The organism is Phycisphaerales bacterium (assembly GCA_016699835.1).
GTDB lineage: Bacteria > Planctomycetota > Phycisphaerae > Phycisphaerales > UBA1924.
In genome coordinates this window covers 521,078-542,635 of the sequence record CP064987.1, presented here as the reverse complement: position 1 = coordinate 542,635, position 21,558 = coordinate 521,078, and the positions used below count along the sequence as shown (strand labels likewise).

Below are 21,558 nucleotides of genomic sequence, written 5' to 3'. Positions count from 1 at the left end.
CCCCACAGGCCCTATGTCGCCCTCGGCCCCGCGTCCTTCAGGTTCTTGATCTCATCGCGCAGGATTGCCGCCAACTCATAGTTCTCCTGCTCGATCGCCCGTTGCAGACGCCGGCGAAGTTCCGACCCCTGGCTCACCGGCAACTTCGGCACCAGCGCGTCCCGCATCCCCTTCAGCATCTCCGCCTCACTCGAACTGTCGAACATCTGCGCCTGCCCGCGATCCGAGAAATGCTGCCGCAGAGCCGTCAGCCCCTCGTCCAGCGCGTGCACCGCCGCCCTTGGCTCGTTCTGCTTGATCGCCAGGCTCGCCATCGCCCGCGCACGCATCATCGTCACATACGCCCGGAACTGCTCCAGTCCCGTCCGGTCACTCTCGGTCTCACCATGCGCCGCACACAACTCCATCACCCGCAGGTTCCGGGTCGTGTCCCGAACAACGCCCTCATACTCCTCCAGCACCATCAGTGCCACATACCGGTGGTAGTACTGAGCCGCCTCCTCCCGGAGTAACCGACAATCCTCCGAACTCAGCGAGAACCCCTCGACAACTTCTGCTCCCGCCTCTCCACCCTCAATCTCGCTCCGATCCAGCTTCGACTCGTAGTACTCCAGGTAACTCCCATAACCGTTCGGTCGTTGCCCATCTGGCCTCCCCTCCATGGCCATCTGGATCATGCCCAAATCCAAACGGACCTGTATTTTGGGCTCGCCATCGTCCCCCTCGATGATCCTGGCCTTGATGTGCCCAGGCTCGAATGGCCAGTCCTTTAAGATGGAGAAGAGATCAAGGGACATGTGAAATCGTGCTCAAAATACCTGTTCGGTCCGTGTTCGCAGAAACCGATCTGCCCACCCTTCCGTATGGTATTTTCGACCAGTGTCAGGGTGTGATGCGTGCAACGATACGAAGATTTCTAAGTTTTTTTCCGAACTTTCCTTGCATTTCGCCAAAACCGTTGCACGTTCATAGTGAGAGATAGGGCGCTTCGCCGGGGCTTGATTGCCTCAGCATTCGGGTCGATCAAGAGAGACGACCCGATTCCTCCCTTGAGCAGGTGATGGTGATATACTCACCCTCACCACGCTGCCTGAGGGTGGACTGGCGAAGCCAGGAGAAGGGCAGGGTAGAGAGTGGCAACCAAGGAACACAACAACCTCCGACGCAGGCGCGACGCAGACTCTGGGGTCGCCCAGAGCATCACTGTCTACATGCGCGAGATCGCCGGCTATCCATTGCTCACAATGGAGGAAGAACGCGAACTCGGCTGGGCCATTATCAACGACAACTGCCCCATCTCGCGCGACAAAATGATCCGGTCCAACCTCAAACTGGTTGTGGCCATCGCCAAGCAATACCTGAACCGAGGCCTCAGCCTCTCCGACCTCATCGAGGAGGGCAATATCGGCCTCCTCCGTGCCGTCGAGGGCTTCGATCCAGCCCAGGGCACTCGCTTCAGCACCTATGCCTCCTGGTGGATCAAGCAGTGCATCAAGCGGGCCCTTGCGACCGCAAGCCAGCCCGTCCACGTCCCGGCCTACATGGTCGAACTGATCGCCAAGTGGCGACTCGCCGCCCGTAAACTCGAGGCCGAACTCGGCTATCCACCGTCCATGAACGAACTCGCCAGGGCCATGGACCTCCCGGTCCGCAAGGTCCGGATCATCAAGCGAGCTGTCAAGGCCATCCAGACCGCCACCCAGGCCGGGAGCAACGGTAAGGGCGACGTCCTCACTCTCGCCGAGATCCTCGCCGACGACAAGATCCTGACACCCGAGCAAAACTGCCTCGAGCGTGAGGAACTCTCCGCCCTTCGCAAACTCCTCAACACCATTGACGAGCGCGAGGCCATCGTCCTCCGCATGCGGTTCGGCCTCGACGGGTGCGAGCCCGCGACGCTCAAGACCATCTCCGACATGATGGGCCTCAGCCGCGAACGCGTCCGCCAGATCAGCGACGAGGCCTTGACGAAACTCAATGCCCGGCTCACCGAGGCCATGGATGCCAAGGATGAGGTCCCCGAGGTTGAGTCGGCCATCGCCCCCTGACCCGAGCCCCGACACGACGCAACTCTCATCGCCCCGCCCTCGTGCGGGGCGATGTCATTCTTGAGGCCCGATCTTTTCGCCCGTGGGCTACGATGGGGCCATGACCCATGCAACACGAATCGTTCGGGCCGCACACATCCTCGTCCTCGCGTTCGCAGCGGCCTTCATCGCGCCATTCGCGGTCGCCCAGAACACCGAACTCGAGCAGGTCAACAACGCCTACGAAGCCCTTGATCGCCGCCCCGAACTCCGGAGCGATCTCGTGCTCCTCCCGCTGCTTGCCAAACTCGACGCCGCCCCGGACATCGTTGCCGATCCGATGACCGTCTGCGAGATACCCGCCGACTCCTCGCAATGGCAGGCCCTCGAAGCATGGGCCATGGGCAAGCCGCAACGCGACGCCCTCGCCGCACTCGACAAGGTCACCTCCGTACAGGCCTGGCGCGACGCCTATGGCTTCGGCCAGCACTACGGCACCGAGGGCATCGACTTCGAGATCCTTCGCGCCGGACTCTACACCGATCTCGGTGACCCCCCGATGCTCTCCGCCGCCCGATTCCACTGTCTCCCGGCGCTCAGCAAACTCATGAGCCTCGCCCACATCGAGGCCACACGCCTCCTCACCCAGGACAAGCCCGCCGAGGCCGGCAAGGTCATCATCTCCGTCATCTACTTCGGCCGCCAGATGGTCGATCGCACCTTCGCCCAGGAAGTCGGCTGGGGATACGACACGATGTCCCTCGGTCTCGAGCGCCTCCGCGACGTCCTCTACCAGGACCGCATCGGCAAGAAGCTCCTCTCCGACGCCGAACTCCGCGAGATGCTGGGCCGCCTCAACATCGAGAACGATCCGACCGCCTACGTCTCCGTCGAACGCGCCAAGTTCCCGGTAGGCAACGCCATCGCCGGCCGCCAACTCCTCTCGCTCGTCTACGACGGCAGCGGCACAATGAACGCCGACGTCCTCGCCCGAAACATGGGACGCCTCGTCATCTCGAATCACCCGCTCCGGATCTTCTCCGAGGGCGCGTACTGGCGTGAGCAGGCCCGCACGATCGCGAATAAAAAGGAGAGCCTTGCCGCCGTCGACGCGTGCGACAACGACTGGAAGCGGCGCTGGGGCCTGAAGATCTGGGACCGACACTTCAACGCCGCCTGGGCCTTCGAACGCCTCGACACCCAGAAGGACTCCATCGTCATCGCCGGCGTCGGCGATCGCAGCCAGATCTTCGGCAAACGCAACCGCGTCCGAGTCGAACTCGGCGGCACCCGCGTCTGCATCGCCCTCGTCGGAACCTGGCGCTCGCGCGAACTCCCACCCCCGGTCATCACGGCCATACGCCCCTCCTGGATCGTGGACATCGACTCCGATCCATACAACTGGACCAACCGAGAACTCTTCTCCAAGCCTCCATTCATCTACAAACCGGCTCGTAAGCGAGAGGAGGAACTCTCCATCGCCATCGTCAACCACTTCGGCCCGAACTTCGAGGCCAAGATTCCGCCAGAGTTCTTCGTCCTCTACTCCCTCGGCAGCGACACCACCGACCAGGGTTGCCAGCGCGCCCAGAACACCACCGAAACGGTCCAGGGTGCCGATTACATCCTCTGGCCCCCGATCCTCTCCCTCTCGCGCGAGTACAAAAAGTCCGTTGGACTCCTCAAGTAATCTCCATCAACGCCCGGCATCCAACTTTGGACCACGCTCTTAGGACCACGATGCCCTCACACGCCCACAAAGTCGCGATCATCGGCTCAGGCCCCGCCGGCTGGACCGCTGCCATCTACGCCGCTCGCGCCCAACTCGAACCCGTCCTCTACACGGGCGTCCCCAAGCAGGACCCAGGCCCCGTCCTCCCGGGCGGCCAACTCATGCTCACCACCGAGGTCGAGAACTACCCCGGCTTCGAGCACGGCATCAACGGCCCCGAGATGATGGACACCTTCCGAAAGCAGGCCGAACGCTTCGGCACCAAGGTCATCGAAGAAGACATCGAACGCTGCGACTTCTCCACGCGCCCCTTCACCCTCCACGTCGAGGGCGGCAAGCCCGTCCACGCCCACACCGTCATCATCGCCACCGGCGCAACCGCCAACTGGCTCGGCCTCGACAACGAGATGCGACTCGCCCGCAGCGGTGGGGGCGTCTCCGCCTGCGCCGTCTGCGACGGTGCCCTCCCCGCCTTCCGAAACCAGCCCCTCGCCGTCGTCGGCGGCGGCGACACCGCCATGGAAGAGGCCACCTACCTCACCAAGTTCGCCAGCACTGTCTACATCATCCACCGTCGCGACGAACTCCGCGCCAGCAAAATCATGCAGAAGCGGTTCCTCGACCGCCCCAACGCCAAGGTCGTCTGGAACAGCCACGTCGTGGACGTTCTGGGCCAGGACAAGATCGAGGGCGTCACGCTCGAGAACACCCAGACCGGTGAACGCTCCCGCCTCGACGTCAAGGGCCTCTTCATCGCCATCGGCCACACACCGGCCACCAAGTTCCTCAAAGGCTCGGGCATCAACCTCACCGATAAGGGCTACGTCGAACTGACGAAGCGAAACTCATACACCAATATCCCCGGCGTCTTCGCCGCGGGCGACGTCGCCGACGCCGACTATCGCCAGGCCGTCACTGCCGCGGGCATGGGGTGCCAGGCCGCCCTCGATGCCGAGCGATGGCTCGCCGCCGAGGGTGTCCACTAGAACTCCTCAACTGACCAGTCGAAAGCGATCGATTCACGATCCGCGATACTGCGGCAGGTCGTTCTCCCCCAGTAACCGGAACTCGATCTTCCGCAGCAGTTGCCCCGCCAGCGTCATGTCGTCCACCGCGAGCGCGATCACCGGCCCGCGATCCATCGCCGTGAGCAACGGATACGCGAAGTGGATCGATAACTCCGCCGACAGGAGCGCGAGGCACACCTTCGCCAGGCTCTGGTTCGGCCCGATCTCCACGAGCAGAACCTCCCGCTCCGAGAACGGCAGTCCTTGCGTCTTTAGCCGCTCCCGCGCCGCCTTCGCGTTGTTGGGCACAATCCGCACCACCGCGTGATCGCTCGCCTCGTGCACCGACAACGCACAAATGCGGCACGTCTCCGTGTCCAGCCGCTCCACAAGATCCAAAAGCCGCCCGACCTTGTTCGCCAGGAAGACGCTGAACTGCGTCGCCGAGGGCGGCATGAAACTCTGCGTTGTGCCGAGCGGAACCGGTGATTGCGTCATGGGGCGTCGTCCCTACCGAGAGTGTGCGCCAGAAACCCGACGCGTGCCCCTCCCGCCTCGCCTGATCCTAACACCGGTTCGGTTCCACCGCAAGCCGCGAACGAAGGGCAAACGCGTTGAGGAACAACGCCGAATCAGGCACGAAACGTCTTGCCGTGGCGCCCGCGTACACAGAAACTCCAACGAATACCGTCTGTCAGCCGTGGCAAAATCCGCGGATCGACGAGCCAGCCCGCGATCAACTCAGGCCTGGAAACTCGATCCGCAGCCGCAGGTGCTCGTCGCGTTGGGATTGTCGAACACAAACCCGCGTCCCATGATCTCGTCACGGAAGTTGATCGTCACGCCGTTGAGGTACAAGAGGCTCTTCGGGTCCACGATGATCTTCACGCCGTGCTGCTCGAAGACCTCGTCGGTCTCCTTGTGCGTCTCGGTGAGATCGAGGATGTACGAGAACCCCGAGCACCCGCCTCCCTTCACGCCCACGCGCAGGCGGACTTTTTCCGCGTCGAGTTCCTGCTCGACGATGATCCGCTTGATCTCCTTCGCGGCCACCTCGGTGAGGATCACGCCCTGGGTCTCGGTGCTCGGTGTGGTCGTTGTCGTGCTCATGAATAATCCTATCGGCAAGCTCGATCGGTCAGTTCGGCGGCTCGCGCCATGCTCATTCAACTACGCTCCGGCGTGCGCGCTCTGTGCGGCCTTCACGCCATTCTTCGCTTTGTAATCCGCGATCGCCGCCCGGATGGCGTCCTCCGCCAGCACCGAGCAGTGGATCTTCACCGGCGGGAGGCTCAACTCCTCCACGATCTGCGTGTTCTTGATCGCCAGGCCCTCGTCGAGCGATTTGCCCTTCAGCCACTCCGTCGCGAGCGACGATGACGCGATCGCCGAGCCGCACCCGAAGCACTTGAACTTCGCGTCCTCGATGAGGCCCGTCTCCTGGTCCACCTTGATCTGGAGTTGCATCACGTCGCCGCACTCGGGCGCGCCGACAAGCCCGACGCCGACGTCCTTGCGCGACTTCACCTCGGCCTGCGTGCCAAAGTTCCCCACGTTCCGCGGGTGCTCGTAGTGATCGATGATTTTCGGTCCATAGGCCATTCGAATCCTCCTAGTGGTGCGCCCATTCGACTTTCGACAGATCGATACCCTCATTGTGCATGTCATAGAGAGGGCTGAGCGATCGCAACTTCTTCACATTCTCCGCGATCTTCTCGATCGCATAGTCCACCTCTTCCGCCGTCGTCCCCTTCCCAAGGCTCAGCCGCAGCGAACTGTGCGCCAGTTCGTCCCCGACGCCCAACCCCTTGAGCACGTAACTCGGCTCCAGGCTCGCGCTCGTGCAGGCGCTCCCGCTCGAGCACGCGATCTCCTTCACCGCCATCATCAGGCTCTCCCCCTCCACAAACCCGAACGAGATGTTCGTCAGGTGGGGCAGACGCTTGTCCTTGTGCCCGTTCACCGCGCAACTGTCCAAACGCTTCGTCAACTCCGCTTCGATCTTCGTCCGGAGTTTGAACAGCCTCTCGCCGTCCGCGTGCATCTCGGCCTTCGCAATCTCCGCCGCCTTCCCGAGGCCCACAATCCCAGTCACGTTCAAAGTCCCCGAACGGAACCCGCGCTCCTGCCCGCCGCCATCGACGAGCGACTGCAGCCGGATCCGAGGCCGGCGCCGACGCACGTACAACCCGCCCACGCCCTTGGGCCCATAGATCTTGTGCCCGCTGAACGACATCAGGTCGACGTTGTCCTTCTCGACGTCCGTCGGCATCTTCCCGACCCACTGCGTCGCGTCCGTGTGGAACACGATCTCTCGCTCGTGGCAGAGCGCGCCGATCTCGCGGATCTCGCTGATCGTCCCGATCTCGTTGTTCGCCCACATCAGGCTCACGAGAATCGTGTCCTCGCGCATCGCCTCCTTCACCATCGCCGCCGTGATGATCCCGTCCGCCGGCGGCTCCAGGAAGGTCACATCGAACCCTTCCTTAAGGAGTCGCTTCGCCGGATCAAGGACCGCCTTGTGCTCGATGATGCTCGTGATGATGTGCCCACGCTTCGAGGATCCCGCGCCGGCCCTCTCATACATGTATGCCGCGCCCTTGATCGCCAGGTTGTTGCTCTCCGTCGCGCCCGACGTGAAAATGATCTCCTTGTCGTTCGCCCCGATCAGCGCCGCGACCTGCTCGCGAGCGTTGTCCACCGCCGCCTCCGCCTCCCACCCGAACCGATGGTTCCGGCTCCCCGGATTCCCGAACACCTTCGTGAAATACGGCAGCATCGCCTCCACCACGCGAGGGTCGCACGGCGTCGTCGCAGCATGGTCCATGTAGATGGGTAGTTTCAGAGCCATTCGAGTCTCCACGGAATCCCCCGGCGGGCCTCCGCCAGTCGTCCCAGTTGATCTTTAGAATCATTCTAGCAGCCAAAGGTTTCGCAGAATCAGTCGCGAATCACCCTCGATCGCCCTTATTTCCGGACGAATCGCATCGTCAGCCGGTTCCCCGCGGCATTGTGCGAGACCTCGGCCATATACGCCCGGATGAGCATCAAACCCCGCCCCGACGTGTTCTCGAGGTTCTCGTCGAGCGTCGGGTCGGGGATCGCCTCGGGGTCGAAGCCCGGTCCCTGGTCGACCACCGTGAACGTCGCGTGGGACGCCGTCACCTCATATTCAATCAACACGGGCGTCGTCTCGGGCATCCCCTTGTGTCCGTGCACGATCGCGTTGGTGATCGCCTCGTGCAAGGCCAGCCTCATCGCGAAGACCCCGGCCTTGGGATAGGCGTGCTCCTCGATTGCCACCACGAGCCGAACGAGGGCCGGCTCTATCCCCGCCTTCCCCTCGCGGACCACGATCGTCCCGCGCGAGGGCGCATGCGTCGCGGAACCGTGTGTGGGCGCGGGAGAACTCAATCGGGCTCCACTCATCTCGTCATCGTGCGATCAACCGGAATCCAGCCGGCTCGTGCCCGGCCTCACGCCCTGGAACTCACGCGAAACTCTTGATCGCTTCGTCAGACGTCTCGAAGATCTGGAACAGTTTGTTCAGCCGCGTGATCACGAATACCTCGTAGATCTGCGGGTCAATGTTCGAGAGACGCAACTGCCCGTTCTTGTGCCGGACGCGGTTGTTGATCGTGATGAGCGTGCCAAGCGCCGCCGACGACAGGTGGTCGACGTTCGAGAAACTGATCAGCATCTTCGGCGTCGCCTCGGCATCGATCAGCGTCGCGATCTCGTCGCCGATCGCCTGGATGTTCGCCTCGTCGAGAATGTTGCGGTCGACAAACTCGACGACCGTGATGTCGTTCTGACGCTTGACGCGAAGCCGGGATTCCTGGGTCATGCTGGACCTCCGTGGAAGACGTGAGCAAAACGGGCAAGGACCGGTGGTTCTCGGACGACCGCCCGCAAGGGGAAGAGTGTAGCGCGGCCCACCGCCAGTCAGCCCATCCATAGGCCCATGCGCGGCCCGCGCCTCGACAATGTCGGCACGATTTCTCCCCCCCTTCGACGAGAAGCCGGGAATACGAAGTGGAACGTCCGATCTGTGACGGATCCAACACGTCAGGGCACGCCGATACGTTCACGTCCTCGAGGCCCCAGCCAAAGAAAACGCCCCGCCGATGAGGGCGGGGCGGAAGCGATTCATGGGATGTGGCCCCTCGTCAGGCCGACGCCTTACCCGCCGAACCCGGCCCGAATGCTCTCGCCAATCCCCGGGAACGAGCCTTCTTCCTGCTCGTTCTGGATGAGGACCGTCGGCTTGATCAGGATGAGCAGCGTCTGCTCTTCACGAGACGAGATCCGGTTCGAGAAGAGCCGGTTCAGGATCGGGAGTTTCGAGAGCACGGGCACGCCCGTCTCGACCTCCGAGTCCGTCACCAGGCGCTGCCCGCCGAGCAGGATCGTCCCCTGATCGGGCACGGTCACCGTCGTGCTCACACGCGTCACCGTCACCGTCGGCAACTGGATGAACGACCCGGCAACATCGCCCGAGCCGACGATCCGGTTCCCCGCCGTCGCGTTCACTTCCTGCTGCGCAAACCCGTCGATCTTCGAGATGCTCGTCGAGACGTCGAGCGTGACATACCGACGATCCGCTGAGATCGTCCCGTTCACGATGAGCACGACGCCCTCGTTCACGACGCCCACCGTCGGATCGAACCCGACCGCGCCCTCGGCCGTCACCGGCTGGAGGTCCGACACGAACGCCCGCTGCGTCGCCACGATCAGGTTCGACGTCTGCCCGTTCGTGAACGTCAGTCGAGGAGCCGTCAGCGTCACCGTCCGCCGATCGGCCTGTGTCGCCTTGATCAGGAAGTCCACCTGGATGTCGTCCAGGAACTGCCCGGCAATGCCCAGCGCCGGGGCCTCGGGCCCGACCAGCCCGGCAAACCCACCCTGGATCAACTGCTCCGCCAGGCTCAATGAGCCCTGCCCGGCGCCCACGACCGACATCGGCGAGGGATTCGACACATTCTGGAGCGCGTTGTTCGCCGTCGGATCTGTGCCCGTGGCGGGCGTGATGCTCCCATCTGGCGCATACTGCTCCGAATCGAGCACACGACGCAGCCCGCCGCGCTGGAAGTCAAAGAAGTCGCTCGCCTGAATGTTCCGGTCCGTCGCCCGGGCCGTCCGAACCTGGTTGTTCTTCGCGTTGAAGTACACATCGATATCGACGCCGACCTCCTCGAAGAACCCCGTCGACACGAGCAGGAATCGCGCCTCAACGTTGATCTGCATCGCGCGGAACTCACGCAACTTCGAGAGCAGCCCGTGGATCTCGCGGTGGTTCCGCGGCGTGTTGTTGACGATCAGGTTCCCCTGGAACTTGTCGATCGACCCAATGTCGCCGCCGTTGTTCGACCACCCGTTGGGGTCCACGTGGGCCGTGATGATCCGGATCAGATCGTCCGTCCGCTCCTCGATTGTCGGGCGATCCTCGTCGTTCTGCCCGGCTCCGCCCGTGTCACGGAACGGCGACCGAGCCTGCGACGCGCCGCGCCCGCCCGAGCCTTGCAGCACCGTGTTCAGGTCAAACTCCGGCGCGTTCGTGTAGTTCGGCACCTCGATCAACAGGTCCTTGATGTCATAGATCACCAGCGCCTTGTTCCGGTTGATCTGCTTCTTCGAGCCAAAGAGCACCACGCCGTCGCTGATCGTCCAACTCGCCCCCGTGGACGTGTCGTACGGATCGATGCTCACCTTCTCCGACACGCGATCCAGAATCGTCCGGATCGACACGTTCGTCAGGTTCAGCGTGACGGGCGTGTCCTTGTCGATCCCCTCGGCCTCGAGCGACGCCCAGTCCGGGTCGATCTGCGTGTTGCTGATCGACCCAATGTACGCGATCACGTCGCCCAGCGAGTTGTCCTCGAACTTCGCCGGCGCACTCTTGCCCAGGGACGCCAGCGTCCGCCGATTCTCCTCCGTGTCCGCGAACGCGAGAGGCGTCCCGCGGATACGGCTGATATTCGGCCAATCCGGCGGGTAGTTGATGATCCCACGCGGCAAAATCGTCGCCTCGACCGTCTCCGCCGAGTGGTTCGCCACGCTCTTCTGGATCTGGTCACGAGCGAACGAGTCCCGCTGATACGCCAGCATGTCGGTCAACACATCACGCAGCAGCAAACCCGTCGGGTTGCGAGGGTCGATCAGAAGGAGCGCGTCCACCTGCTGCAGCGCGTCGCCATAGTTCTGCTCAACCTGCAACGCCCGGATCCGCTTGATCGATTCGTCGATCCGCTGACGCTTGGTCTGCTCCAGCGTCGCCTCCGCGGTGCGGCGTGCAATCTCGAGTTCTTGGGCGTTCTTCACGGTCTCCGCAGCCCGAGCACGATCCGCCTCGATTCCGATCTGCGCGAGCAGATCCTTCTGCTGCTGCAGGAGCGACTCATACTCCCCCGCCGAGAGAAAGTTCTTCGCCTGCCCCAGGCGGAGCAGTGCGCTCGCCGCCATGTTCCGGGCGGCCTCATAATCCCCTGACGCCAGTGCTGCCCGAGACTGCTCCATGTAGTTCGAGAACTCGGCGCGGGCGTTCTGCAAGATGGCCTGCTGCGTCTGGATCGATTGATCCAGGATGTTCTGCGTGCCGACATTCGTGTTCAGCCGCGCCCGCGCCTCGGCCATCCGCGAATCAACCATCTGGATCTGGTCGCCGCTCAGATACTGCGAGCCTGTCGAACGAACCTGCTGATACTTCGACACGGCATCGCTATACCGCCCCGCGTTGAACGCCTGATCCGCCTCGGCCAGCAACTGCTGCATCGACATCCGCATCGCCTGCTCGACCGGGTCCACCGTCGGCACCGGGGCCGGAGCGGGCGTCGGCTCGGGGGCAGGAGTCACCACCACAGGCTCGGGCGCTGGCGTCACCACCACAGGCTCCGGGGCCGGCGCCGGCGTTGGCTCCGGAGTCGGCTCCGGCGTGGGTTCGGGAGTGGGCTCGGGCGGGTTCTCGCGAGGATTCCGAGGCCGGACCACGCCAGGCTGCAGCAACCCCGCCGATGGCGCCGACGCGTTGTGCAGGTCAAACATCGCCAACTGCAACCGCGACAACCGATCCGCGTTCGCACCGTCGAGCGTCACGCCCGACTTGGACAGCGTCTCGACCAGCGTCTTGCAGGTTCCCGTATCGCCCGAGTCGAGGGCGGCCGTCGCCCGGTCCAGCATCGCAGGAGCCGTCCCCGAGATCTCCGCGCGGCGTTCGCCGATCGTCTCCAAAATCTTCCTCGCCCGCATCGCCATCCCGTTGCTCGCCTGCGGGTCCTTCACCACCGCGTCGGCATGACGCTCCGCGCCCACCAGGTCGCCCGCGTGCAGCGAGAACTCGGCCGTGAGCACACTGCGATCCGTGGGGGCCAGCGACTTGATCTTCCGGTTCGTCGACGCCAGCAGGTCCGACGCCTCGACACGCTGCGTGTCGGTCAGCCCCAGCATCCCGCGGTCGGTCGTCAGCGAGATAAGGATCTCGCGGGCCTCAAAGAGCCGCCCGTTCGCCTCATGGTCCTTCGCCTGGTCGAGCGACATGCTCGCGTCCTTCACCGAATCCGTCGTGGGGGCTGCCTCCAGAGGAGCCGTCTCCGCGAACGCTATCGCGTGGGCGCTCACCAAAAGACCGGCGGCAGCGAGGAGGGTGCGGACCGACTGCGAGTTGCGAACGTTCATGGTTCTCTCCAAATCCACTTCGTGACTGCACGGGCTTCCTGCCCGATCGATTGTCGTACCTCAAGTTTGGCGTCGTGGTCGCACGCGTGTGCGACCCGACTCATGTGCCGCTCGCGTTGCGCCATGCCTGGCGTCGTCCGAAGCCCCGTCCGCGATTCGCGACCGGTTCCAAGGCCGACCCATCCCGACTCAACGACGCGTGCCACCGGCACCAAGGCCAAAGTATTGGCATGGTGCCGAGTGCCTGCCGCGAGGGATCGTGGTTTCTCGCCCGGTCATGCCCCGTAGGAGCCGCCAGCGAACACCCGGTCCACCCGACGCCATCCCAAGTGTCCCGTGCGCGTGCACGAGCGGGCGGCGTTCCGGAACGTGAATCGGATCCGCATCCAACCCGTTCCGGTTCCGGCACCTCCACAAGATACTGCCCATTCTCGCCGCACGCAAACACGACCAACCCAACAGCAAACTCATCCATGCCATCCTCGGCAGGGCTTTGGACGGTATCACAACCGACAAGCCCGATGAGTTCGCGCAAGTTCTGCATTCACAGATCGATGCGATCCGAGAGCTGTGGCGTGTCGTCGATCCACCGCGCCACGATCACCCCCTCCTCGTGGATCGCGCCCTCATCCTCAAGGGCCGCCCCGGCCTCACCCATCGCCTCGCGGAGCGTCTCCACCCCGATCCGGTCCGCCGTCGCGATGTCATAGTCCACCGGCTTGGGGGCCAACTCCAGGACCGCATCCGCCGCGATCTCCTCCGCCCGCCGCAACGAACCGGCATAGAGCAGCACCTCGGCATATCGCAACGGCTCCGCCGAAATATCCACCTCGCACCGCGCGATCACCCGCCAACTCGTCACGCCCAACTCCCGCCCCTGCTCGTCCACGTTCTCCTCGGGGTCCACGTTCAGCAGCAACTCCCAGTCGTCGCGCAAACGCTCCACGATCTCATCCGTGGAGAGCATGTCGGGCTTGTCCGGGGGCGCGAGCAGCACCGACCGATGCTCGTGCGATGCCGAGTCCGCCCCCGCCGGGATCACGTCGCCGCTCGCGGGCTCCAGATCAAACGTCTCGAGCAATCGATCCAGCCGCTCCTTCATGGACGGCTCAACACGCACCGTGATGATCTTGTGCTCATCGACAAACAGATAGACAAACGGCTGCTCGCTCATCGCACCAAAGCCGCACAGCCCGTCCTCAAAGAAAAAGTCGTGGTACCGCCGCAGCGTGTCGAGAAATCGATCCAGCCCGATGAGGTCGTACGAGATATACGGATCGATCTCGCGATACGCGTCATGTCCCAGCACGTCGAGGATCGGATAGATCCGCCCCGGCAGCAGCGAGAACAAACGATGGCAGAGCGCCTCGAGCCGATGCGCCGAGATCACGATGTCGTACACATACCGATCCGGCCACTCCTCCCAGTCACCCTCCTCGTCGTCGCCATCCGCCGGCTCAAACTCCACCGTGTACCCAGGCGACGGCGTCATCGTCTCCACCGGATACACCCCCAGCGGAAACGTGAACGAGTCCACCACCACACGCTCGATCGACGGATCGGCCTTGCAGGTCGCCATAAACCAACTCTACGGCACGCCACCTTCGCGACGCGACCATGAATCAGTTCACTGACTGCCCCTACTCGTGGCGCAGGCGCCCCCCTGTGCCTCCTTCCCATACTCCAACCTCCTGTCCAAACTCCAAAGGAACCAACTGCCGTACGCTCGACCATGACCGACACGCCCGATGACCTCTCCGCCGTGCTCGCCATCCACGTGGGCAACTCACGCACCCGCCTCGGCCTGCTCCGCGGCGCCAGCGTCGAATCCGCCGAGTCCTTCGACAACGCCGACATCAAGTCCATCGTCGCCCGCGCCGCCGAGTGGTCGTCGAACGAACCGGATGCCGTCGTCGCCCTGGCGAGCGTGAATCACAAGGTTGCCGACGCACTCGTCACCGAACTCCGCGCCTCACTCGGCGTCGAGGTCTACCGCCTCGGCATCGATCTGCCCATCGCCATTCCCAACGCCCTCGACGATGATTCGACCGTCGGCCAGGACCGGCTCCTCGCCGCCCTCGGCGCGTTCACACGCGTCTCCTCGGCGTGCGTCGTCATCGATGCCGGCACCGCCGTCACCGTCGACTTCGTCGATGGCGAGGGCGTCTTCCAGGGCGGCGCCATCGCGCCCGGCGTCCGCATGATGCTCCGCGCCCTCCACGAGCAGACGAGCGCGCTCCCGAAACTCGAGTTCGCGCCGCAGAACCCCGAACGCGGCGTCTTCGGCAAGGACACCGCCCACGCCATGCAACTCGGTGTCGCCGCCAGCGTCCGCGGGCTCGCGCGATATCTCGTTGACCAATACGCCGAGGCCTATGGCGCCTACCCGCCCGTCCTCGCGACCGGCGGCGATGCCGTCGCCCTCTTCGACGGCGACCCCATCATCGATCGCCTCGACCCCGACCTCCAACTCGTCGGCATCGCGCGATCCTGCCAACTCGCCCTCGACGACGCCGACGACGAGGACGACTTGTGATCGACGCCACCTGGCGGCTGCTGACGCCGTCCCACGCCGCGGGTGCGGTGGCGATCGTGCAGATCCAAGGCGATGTCGAAACCGTCCTGCGTGCGCTCGGCGTTCGCGACGTTCCGGTAGGTCACATCGCGCTGCGATCGATCGTTGGTGTGGACACGGCCCTGGTGGCCCGACTCGCCGAGACGTGCGCGCAGATCATGCCCCACGGCGGGATCGCCGTGATCGCCGCCCTCGCCGCCGCCCTCGAACGCGCGGGCGTTCCACGTGGAACCGCCGACGCGTGCGAGTTGTATCCCGAAGCGAGCACGGCGTTGGAAGCGCGCATGCTCGACGCGCTCGCGCGGTGCGCGAGTCCGTTGGGGATTGATTTGCTGTTGGAGCAGCCGCGGCGGCATGAGATGTTTCACGTGGAACATGGGGTGTGGACGGAGGATGATCGTCGACGCGCGCGCGTGCTTGGGCGATTGATGGATCCGGCGCTGGTGGCGATCGTGGGGGCGGCGAATATCGGGAAGTCGACGCTGCTCAACGCGATGGCACGCCGGGCGGTTTCGGTGGTGGCGGACGAGCCTGGGACGACGCTCGATCATGTGGGGGTGATGGTCGAGTGCGATGGTGTGGTTGTGCGGATGGTGGATACGGCGGGGATCCGCGAGCATGGCGATGCGGGGGAGCGTGAGGCGCGCGCGCGGGCGTTGGATCTGGTGCGTGAGGCGGATTTGGTTTTGTCGTGCGGCGATTCGACGGCGCGGCCTGTGGCGGTCGAGACGGCGGGCGAGATCATGACGCTGGCATTGCGCGCGGACGCGGGAAGTGCGGCGTTTGAACACGATCTTGCGGTTTCGGGGAGGACGGGCGCGGGCTGTGATCGGCTCTCGGCGTTGATTCGGGAGCGATTGGTGCCCAAGGTGGAGTTGGAGTCGGATCGGGCGTGGAAGTTCTGGGACGAGGGGGAGACTTAAGCGGAGTGTGGGGGCACGCCGGGTGGGGTCTAGACTTGTGGTTCCCGCGGCGGTTTCGGCGTGGGGGAACCTGGTGACGCAGTTTCAAGATTGAAGGATGGGGCCGACATGGCGATGGACAAACGGCACGCGCAGATCAAGGAAGGAGCCGGGCTCGAGGAGTCTCGGCTTAATCAGGAGTTCATTGACTTCCTGCAGAAGTACAGCACGCCTGTGCTGCTGGTGCTTGCGGTGATCGCGCTGGGGTTTGTGGGGTTGCGGAAGTATCGCGAGCACAAGGAAGCGGAACTGGATCGTGGATTCTCGGAGTTGACGCTCGCGACCGAGAGCGGGTCGCCCAGCCCGGAGTCATTGCAGGCGATCGCGCGGGAGTTTGAGGGCGACAGCGCGGTGGCGAATCTCGCGGAGTTGACTGCGGCGGACACACGGCTGCAGGCTCTGGTGCGTGGTATCCAGCCTGGGGCGGAGACCGATGTCGATGGGACGCTCAAGGACCCGAGCATGGTTCTCACGCCGGAGGATCGCGAGGGGCTGCTGACGCAGATCGAACGGTCGTACTCGAAAGTTGACAAGGAACTGAGCGGCGTGAAGGGGCGCGAACTGTTGCGGCTTCGCGCGATCTTCGGGCTGGCGGCGTTGGCGGAGTGCCGGGGGTCTGCGGATCAGGCGAAGAGCGAGTATGAGCGGGCGAAGGCGCTGGCGAAATCTTCGGGGTTCGAGTATGCGGTGGCTTTGGCGGAGTCTCGGGAGTCGAGCATCGACAGCGTGATTCAGTCGCCGGCGTTGCTGAAAGAGTCGGACTTGCCGAAGAAGGAGACGGGGGCGGTGCTGGATTTGCAGCCTGGTGCGGGAGCGGTGTCGCCTGTTGGGCCGATGCCGACGCCTACGGCGACTCCCGGCGGGCCCGCGCCGGAGCCGGCGCCTCAAGGGACGCCATAGGGTGTGTGTGGGTGATGAGGAGTAGGACACAGGCGGGACGCCTGTGCCACGAGGGCATGTAGGAAAGAGAAGGGGCAGGTGGGCCTCCCCCTCCCCCCTCTCTGTCCCATGAGATTCAGTCGAGGATGGGATGCCGGACTCTGTTTCTCAGGACGGCGATGAGCGTGTGCGTGTCGGGGCGGGGGCTTCGTACATCATGCGTGGCGGGAAGGTGGACCCCGAGGCGATCCGGCGGGCGCTGGAGGAGCAGTCTTCGCGTGCCGAGACTGGCGAAGAGGGCGGTGGCGAGGGTGGCGAGGGGGGCGAGGACGACAGCGAGATCCGGCGTGTCGTCTTTGAGATCCGGCGTGATCTGAAGAAGCGGCTGGACAAGTATCTGACGGATCGCATCACGTTTATGTCGCGGAGCCGTTTGCAGCGGCTGATCGACGAGGGCGGGGTGCTGGTGAACGAGAAGGTGCCGAAGGCGTCGACGGTGTTGCACGCGGGTGATGTGGTGGAGGTGGTAGTGCCGCCGCCGCCGGAGCGGAACATTGTTCCGGAGGCGATCCCGCTGGATGTGCTGTATGAGGACGACGCGTTGATCGTGGTGAACAAGCAGGCGGACATCATCGTGCATCCAGCGCGGAGCCATCTGCGTGGGACGATGCTGAGCGCGCTGGCGTACCACCTGATGCACGGTTCGGGGCGCGGCGGGGCGCTGTCGAGCGTGGGGAAGGACATCGCGAGGCCCGGTGTCGTGCATCGATTGGATCGGCACACGACGGGGGTGATCGTCTTTGCGAAGCAGGACGAGGCGCACTGGAAACTGGGGCACCAGTTCGAGCATCGGCGCGTGGACAAGCGGTACCTGGCGCTGGTGCATGGTCGTGTGGAGCCGGATGTGGATGTGATCGAGTTGCCGATCGGGCCTCATCCTTCGAAAGAGAAGGGGTATCGGGAGAAGTATGTCGTTCGGCACGACGAGTTGGGGAAGCCATCGACGACGGTGGCGCGGGTGCGTGAGCGGTACACGGTTCCCAGGATCGAAGGGCTGGCGACGGCGGAGTACACGTTGGTGGAGTTGGAGTTGCGAACGGGGCGGACGCACCAGATTCGGGTGCACCTGTCGCACGAGGGGTGGGCGATCGTGGGGGACGACATGTATGGCGGGCGGGCGCTGGGGCTGCGTGGCGAGCGAGGGGATGAGGTGCTGGTGGGTTGGAACGCGAACGGGATGGGGCCTGAGGCGTCGGCGCCGCCGAAGAGCGTGGAGGGTTTGATGAATCGGCAGGCGCTGCACGCGTGCATGCTGGCGTTTCAGCATCCGGTGAGTGGGGCGGCGATGCGGTTTGAGGCGCCGTTTCGCGGGGACATGGCGCGCCTGGTGCACACGCTGCGGCGATTGTCCGGGGGTGGTGTCAGGGTTGCGTCGCAGGGAGCGACCATTGATGTGGAGCGGGTGATTGGGGAGGATCCGGAGGTTTCGGGCTCGGGTTCGGATGGCCGATGAGGAGTGAGACCGATGGGGTGGTGGGGCATCGAAGCGTGACTGAAGAGATCGAATATGACCTCGGGTGTGGGGGAGTTGTAGAAGATGTAGAGGCAGGCGGGCCGCCTGCCCCACGAGGGTGGGTAGAGCGCAAGGAGCGGGTTATGAGCAAGGCAGGTGGATTCGTGATGGCGCTGCTTCTTGGGGCGATGGTCGCGGGGACGGCATACTTCGCTTCGATCGCTGGGGAGAAGGGGTCGCTGTCGCGTGCCGTGGCGTCGATCGATCGTGGCGGGATGGAGTTGGAATTGAATGGAGAGGATGAGATGGCGCCGGAACTCTCGCCGAATCTGGGCTGGGTGAACACGAGTGTGCCGTTGCGGTTCAGCGATGAACTCAAGGGGCACGTGGTGATCCTGGATTTCTGGACGTACTGCTGCATCAACTGCATGCACATCCTACCGGATCTGGAGTTCATCGAGGAGAAGTACAAGGACCAGCCGGTGGTGGTGGTTGGCGTGCACAGCGCGAAGTTTGACAACGAGGGGCAGCGGGCGAGCGTGGAGCGGGCGGTGAAGCGGTACTCGATCCATCATCCGGTGGTGATCGATGACGGGATGGGGATCTGGACGAAGTATGGCGTGCGAGCGTGGCCGAGTTTCGTGGTGGTGGATTCGCGCGGGTTCGTGGTGGGGAGCGAGTCGGGGGAGGGGAATCGGGAGTTGCTCGATCAGTTGGTGGGGGCGCTCCTGGAGAAGGGGAAGAAGGAAGGGACGCTGGCGGCGAAGGCGTGGCGCGACCCGAAGGCGGGAACGGAATCGAGTTCGAAGGCTGGGACGAAGGCCGAGGACGTGGTCTCGCTTAGTTTCCCTGGGAAGGTGCTCGCGACGCGGGGCGATGGAGGATGGTTGTTTGTGAGCGATTCGACGGGGAATCGAGTGATCGCGGCGCGGCTGCCTGGTGAGGATGGCGTGGCGAAGGTTGAGCGGGTGATCGGGAAGGGGTGGTCTGTGTCGCCGGAGCGGACGCTGGTGGATGGGGCGGCGGATGAGGCCGTGTTCCATGATCCGCAGGGGCTGGCGTTTGATGGGACGCGGATTCTGTATGTCGCGGATCGGGAGAATCACGCAATTCGGACGATCGACACGACGACATGGCGCGTGGGGACGCTGGTGGGGACGGGGAAGCAGGGGTATGACCGTCGTGGTGGGCGTGCTGGGGTTGTGCAGTCGCTGGCTTCGCCGTGGGATGTGGCGCTCTCGGCGGACGTGAAGACGCTGTATGTCGCGATGGCGGGGACGCACCAGTTGTGGAGCGTGGATGTGGCGTCGGGCGAGGCGAGGGCGCTCGCGGGGTCGGGGCGGGAGTCGATCATTGATGGTTCAGCGAGGGAGGCGGCGCTCGCGCAGCCCTCGGGGTTGTCGTTGTCGGGTGATGGCGGGACGCTGTACTTCGCGGACTCGGAGACGTCGGCGATCCGGGCGATGGATCTGGCGAAGGGGACGGTGCGGACGATCATCGGGCGCGGGTTGTTCGAGTTTGGCGATGTGGATGGGACGTATCCGGAGGCGCGGCTGCAGCATTGCCTTGGGGTGAGCGTGATTCCGGGCGAGGCCGGGAAGTTGCTGGTGGCGGACACGTACAACCATCGGCTGAAGATTGTGGACGCCGGGGCGCGTTCGTCGCGGGCGTTTGTGGGGATGGGAAAGCGCGCCGATGGGGCGATCGGGGAGATGAAGGATTTGTATCTGGATGAGCCGGGGGGCGTGTGCGTGATTGGTGGCGTGAAGGAGGGGGAGGCCGCAGTGGCGTATGTCGCGGACACGAACAATCAGCGAATCATCGAGGTGAATCTTGAGACGAAGGCGTGGCGGGTGATCAGACTGAAGAAGTGAGTTGTGCCTAATCGTGGCGGAGGGCGACGATGGGGTCCTGAGCGGCGGCGCGCTTGGCGGGATACATGCCGAAGATGAGGCCCGTGAGTGTGGCGACGGCGAAGGCGAGGACGATGGAGCCCGGGGTGATGCTGGTGGGGAGGTTGAGGTCGCGGGGGAAGAGGGTGCCGATGACGGGGGCAGTGGGGAGTCTTTTGACGGCCCATCGCACGAAGAGGCTGCCGCCGACGCCGAGGAGGACTCCGACGACGCCGCCCATGGCGGTGAGGACGCCGGTCTCGACGAGGAACTGCCAGAGGATTTGATCGCGGGTGGCGCCGATGGCTCGGCGGATGCCGATCTCGCGTGTGCGTTCGGTGACGCTGGCGAGCATGATGTTCATGATGCCGATGCCGCCGACGAGGAGGGAGATTCCGGCAATGGCGCCGAAGACGAGGTTGAAGGTCATGGCGGTCTTCTTGGCATTCTCGAGGAGTTCGTAGGGGACGTGGACGATGACGTCGCGTGTGGCGGCATGGCGGACGTCGAGGATGCGTCGGACGCGCTGGGCGTCGGGCATGACGCGCTCGCGTGTGGGGCTGGCGATGTAGACCTCGGCGACCTCGGTCTCGGTGTTCTCGAAACTTCCCGAGCCGCCGCGGCTGACGGTGTCGCCAAAGGCGGCGCGGGCGGTGGTGATAGGGATGTGGACGTCGAGGTTGAGGTCTCGTCCGACAAGGGAGGCGCCCCGGCCTGCGGCGAGGCCGATCTCGCCGAGGACGCCGACGACTCGGAAGGCGCGGTCGTCGATGCGGATGGTCTTTTCGAGGGGGTTCTCGAGGGGGAAGAACTCTCGGGCGACATTGGCGCCGAGGACGGCGACGGCCTCTTTCTGGTCGAGGTCGCTCTGGTTCAGGTAGCGGCCTTTGGCGAGGTGGAGGTTGGCAACGGTGAGGAACTCGGGGGTGGTGCCGAAGGCCTGGCTGGTTTTTCGCTTGTCGTCACGGATGACCTGGCTGCCGACTTCCTTGAGGGGGACGATGGCCTCGGCGTCCTTGAAGTTTTCGGCGAGGACGTCGAAGGTGGCGCGGGTGATGCCGAAGCGGCTGACGAAACTTCGCTGCTGCTGGCCCTGGCTCTGGCTCTCGGGGGGCCTTTGGGAGCGGACGATGATGTTGCGGGCTCCGAGGCGTTCGAGTTGGCTGAGGGCCTCGCGTTTGGAGCCTTCGCCGAGGCTGCTCATGATGATGACGGCGGCGACGCCGAGGATGATGCCGAGCGCGGTGAGGATGGATCTCAGGAGGTGGAGCCTGAGATTGGCCAAACCCAGTCGTATCGT

The 21,558-nt window shown here is 64.4% G+C and carries 18 protein-coding genes; 8 read left to right on the top strand and 10 right to left on the bottom strand.

Annotated features, from left to right (window positions below):
• Positions 1-11: 11 nt before the first annotated feature.
• The gene (locus tag IPK69_02220) at positions 12-797 is read right to left on the bottom strand and encodes a UvrB/UvrC motif-containing protein (protein QQS09461.1); all 786 of its coding nucleotides are present in this window, start codon (positions 795-797) and stop codon (positions 12-14) included.
• A 414-nt stretch (positions 798-1,211) separates the two neighbouring features.
• Between IPK69_02220 and IPK69_02215 the strand changes: the two genes are divergently transcribed.
• The 3 genes from IPK69_02215 to trxB all read left to right on the top strand — a co-directional run bounded on the left by IPK69_02215 (position 1,212) and on the right by trxB (position 4,745).
• Positions 1,212-2,048, top strand: coding sequence for a sigma-70 family RNA polymerase sigma factor (locus tag IPK69_02215; protein ID QQS10396.1), 837 nt, complete (start codon positions 1,212-1,214; stop codon positions 2,046-2,048).
• A gap of 100 nt (positions 2,049-2,148) precedes the next feature.
• The gene (locus IPK69_02210; GenBank protein QQS09460.1) at positions 2,149-3,717 is read left to right on the top strand and encodes a hypothetical protein; all 1,569 of its coding nucleotides are present in this window, start codon (positions 2,149-2,151) and stop codon (positions 3,715-3,717) included.
• 50 nt (positions 3,718-3,767) lie between these two features.
• Positions 3,768-4,745: a thioredoxin-disulfide reductase gene (trxB, locus tag IPK69_02205; GenBank protein QQS09459.1), complete on the top strand. Its 978-nt coding sequence runs from the start codon at positions 3,768-3,770 to the stop codon at positions 4,743-4,745.
• A gap of 33 nt (positions 4,746-4,778) precedes the next feature.
• Here trxB and IPK69_02200 read toward each other — a convergent pair whose 3' ends face one another.
• From IPK69_02200 to IPK69_02165, 8 genes are all read right to left on the bottom strand, one after another.
• Positions 4,779-5,264, bottom strand: a complete 486-nt coding sequence (locus IPK69_02200) for an acetolactate synthase (protein QQS09458.1) — start codon at positions 5,262-5,264, stop codon at positions 4,779-4,781.
• A gap of 243 nt (positions 5,265-5,507) precedes the next feature.
• Entirely contained in the window at positions 5,508-5,876 is a 369-nt protein-coding gene (gene erpA, locus IPK69_02195) for an iron-sulfur cluster insertion protein ErpA (GenBank protein QQS09457.1), read from the bottom strand.
• A gap of 60 nt (positions 5,877-5,936) precedes the next feature.
• Positions 5,937-6,368 (bottom strand): Fe-S cluster assembly scaffold IscU, encoded by a 432-nt coding sequence (gene iscU / locus IPK69_02190; protein QQS09456.1) that lies wholly within the window; start codon positions 6,366-6,368, stop codon positions 5,937-5,939.
• Positions 6,369-6,378: 10 nt separating this feature from the next.
• Positions 6,379-7,611: an IscS subfamily cysteine desulfurase gene (locus tag IPK69_02185; GenBank protein QQS10395.1), complete on the bottom strand. Its 1,233-nt coding sequence runs from the start codon at positions 7,609-7,611 to the stop codon at positions 6,379-6,381.
• A gap of 122 nt (positions 7,612-7,733) precedes the next feature.
• Positions 7,734-8,195, bottom strand: a complete 462-nt coding sequence (locus IPK69_02180) for an ATP-binding protein (protein QQS09455.1) — start codon at positions 8,193-8,195, stop codon at positions 7,734-7,736.
• Between the two features lie 61 nt (positions 8,196-8,256).
• Positions 8,257-8,613: an STAS domain-containing protein gene (locus IPK69_02175; protein ID QQS09454.1), complete on the bottom strand. Its 357-nt coding sequence runs from the start codon at positions 8,611-8,613 to the stop codon at positions 8,257-8,259.
• Positions 8,614-8,948: 335 nt separating this feature from the next.
• Positions 8,949-12,437: a hypothetical protein gene (locus tag IPK69_02170; protein QQS09453.1), complete on the bottom strand. Its 3,489-nt coding sequence runs from the start codon at positions 12,435-12,437 to the stop codon at positions 8,949-8,951.
• Positions 12,438-12,981: 544 nt separating this feature from the next.
• Positions 12,982-14,016 carry a hypothetical protein gene (locus IPK69_02165; protein ID QQS09452.1) on the bottom strand — a complete coding sequence of 345 codons (1,035 nt, stop codon included), beginning with the start codon at positions 14,014-14,016 and terminating at the stop codon, positions 12,982-12,984.
• A 153-nt stretch (positions 14,017-14,169) separates the two neighbouring features.
• Between IPK69_02165 and IPK69_02160 the strand changes: the two genes are divergently transcribed.
• The 5 genes from IPK69_02160 (at position 14,170) to IPK69_02140 (ending at position 20,240) form a co-directional block, all read left to right on the top strand.
• Complete coding sequence (locus IPK69_02160; GenBank protein QQS09451.1) at positions 14,170-14,973, top strand: type III pantothenate kinase; 804 nt, start codon at positions 14,170-14,172, stop codon at positions 14,971-14,973.
• Complete coding sequence (locus tag IPK69_02155; protein QQS09450.1) at positions 14,970-15,935, top strand: 50S ribosome-binding GTPase; 966 nt, start codon at positions 14,970-14,972, stop codon at positions 15,933-15,935. The genes IPK69_02160 and IPK69_02155 overlap by 4 nt, the downstream gene beginning before the upstream one ends.
• A gap of 108 nt (positions 15,936-16,043) precedes the next feature.
• Positions 16,044-16,874, top strand: a complete 831-nt coding sequence (locus tag IPK69_02150; protein QQS09449.1) for a hypothetical protein — start codon at positions 16,044-16,046, stop codon at positions 16,872-16,874.
• Between the two features lie 130 nt (positions 16,875-17,004).
• Positions 17,005-18,366, top strand: a complete 1,362-nt coding sequence (locus IPK69_02145; protein ID QQS09448.1) for an RluA family pseudouridine synthase — start codon at positions 17,005-17,007, stop codon at positions 18,364-18,366.
• A gap of 143 nt (positions 18,367-18,509) precedes the next feature.
• Positions 18,510-20,240 carry a redoxin domain-containing protein gene (locus tag IPK69_02140; protein ID QQS09447.1) on the top strand — a complete coding sequence of 577 codons (1,731 nt, stop codon included), beginning with the start codon at positions 18,510-18,512 and terminating at the stop codon, positions 20,238-20,240.
• Positions 20,241-20,247: 7 nt separating this feature from the next.
• Here the strand turns inward: IPK69_02140 and IPK69_02135 are convergent, their stop codons facing one another.
• Positions 20,248-21,543, bottom strand: coding sequence for an ABC transporter permease (locus IPK69_02135; GenBank protein ID QQS09446.1), 1,296 nt, complete (start codon positions 21,541-21,543; stop codon positions 20,248-20,250).
• Positions 21,544-21,558 lie beyond the last annotated feature (15 nt).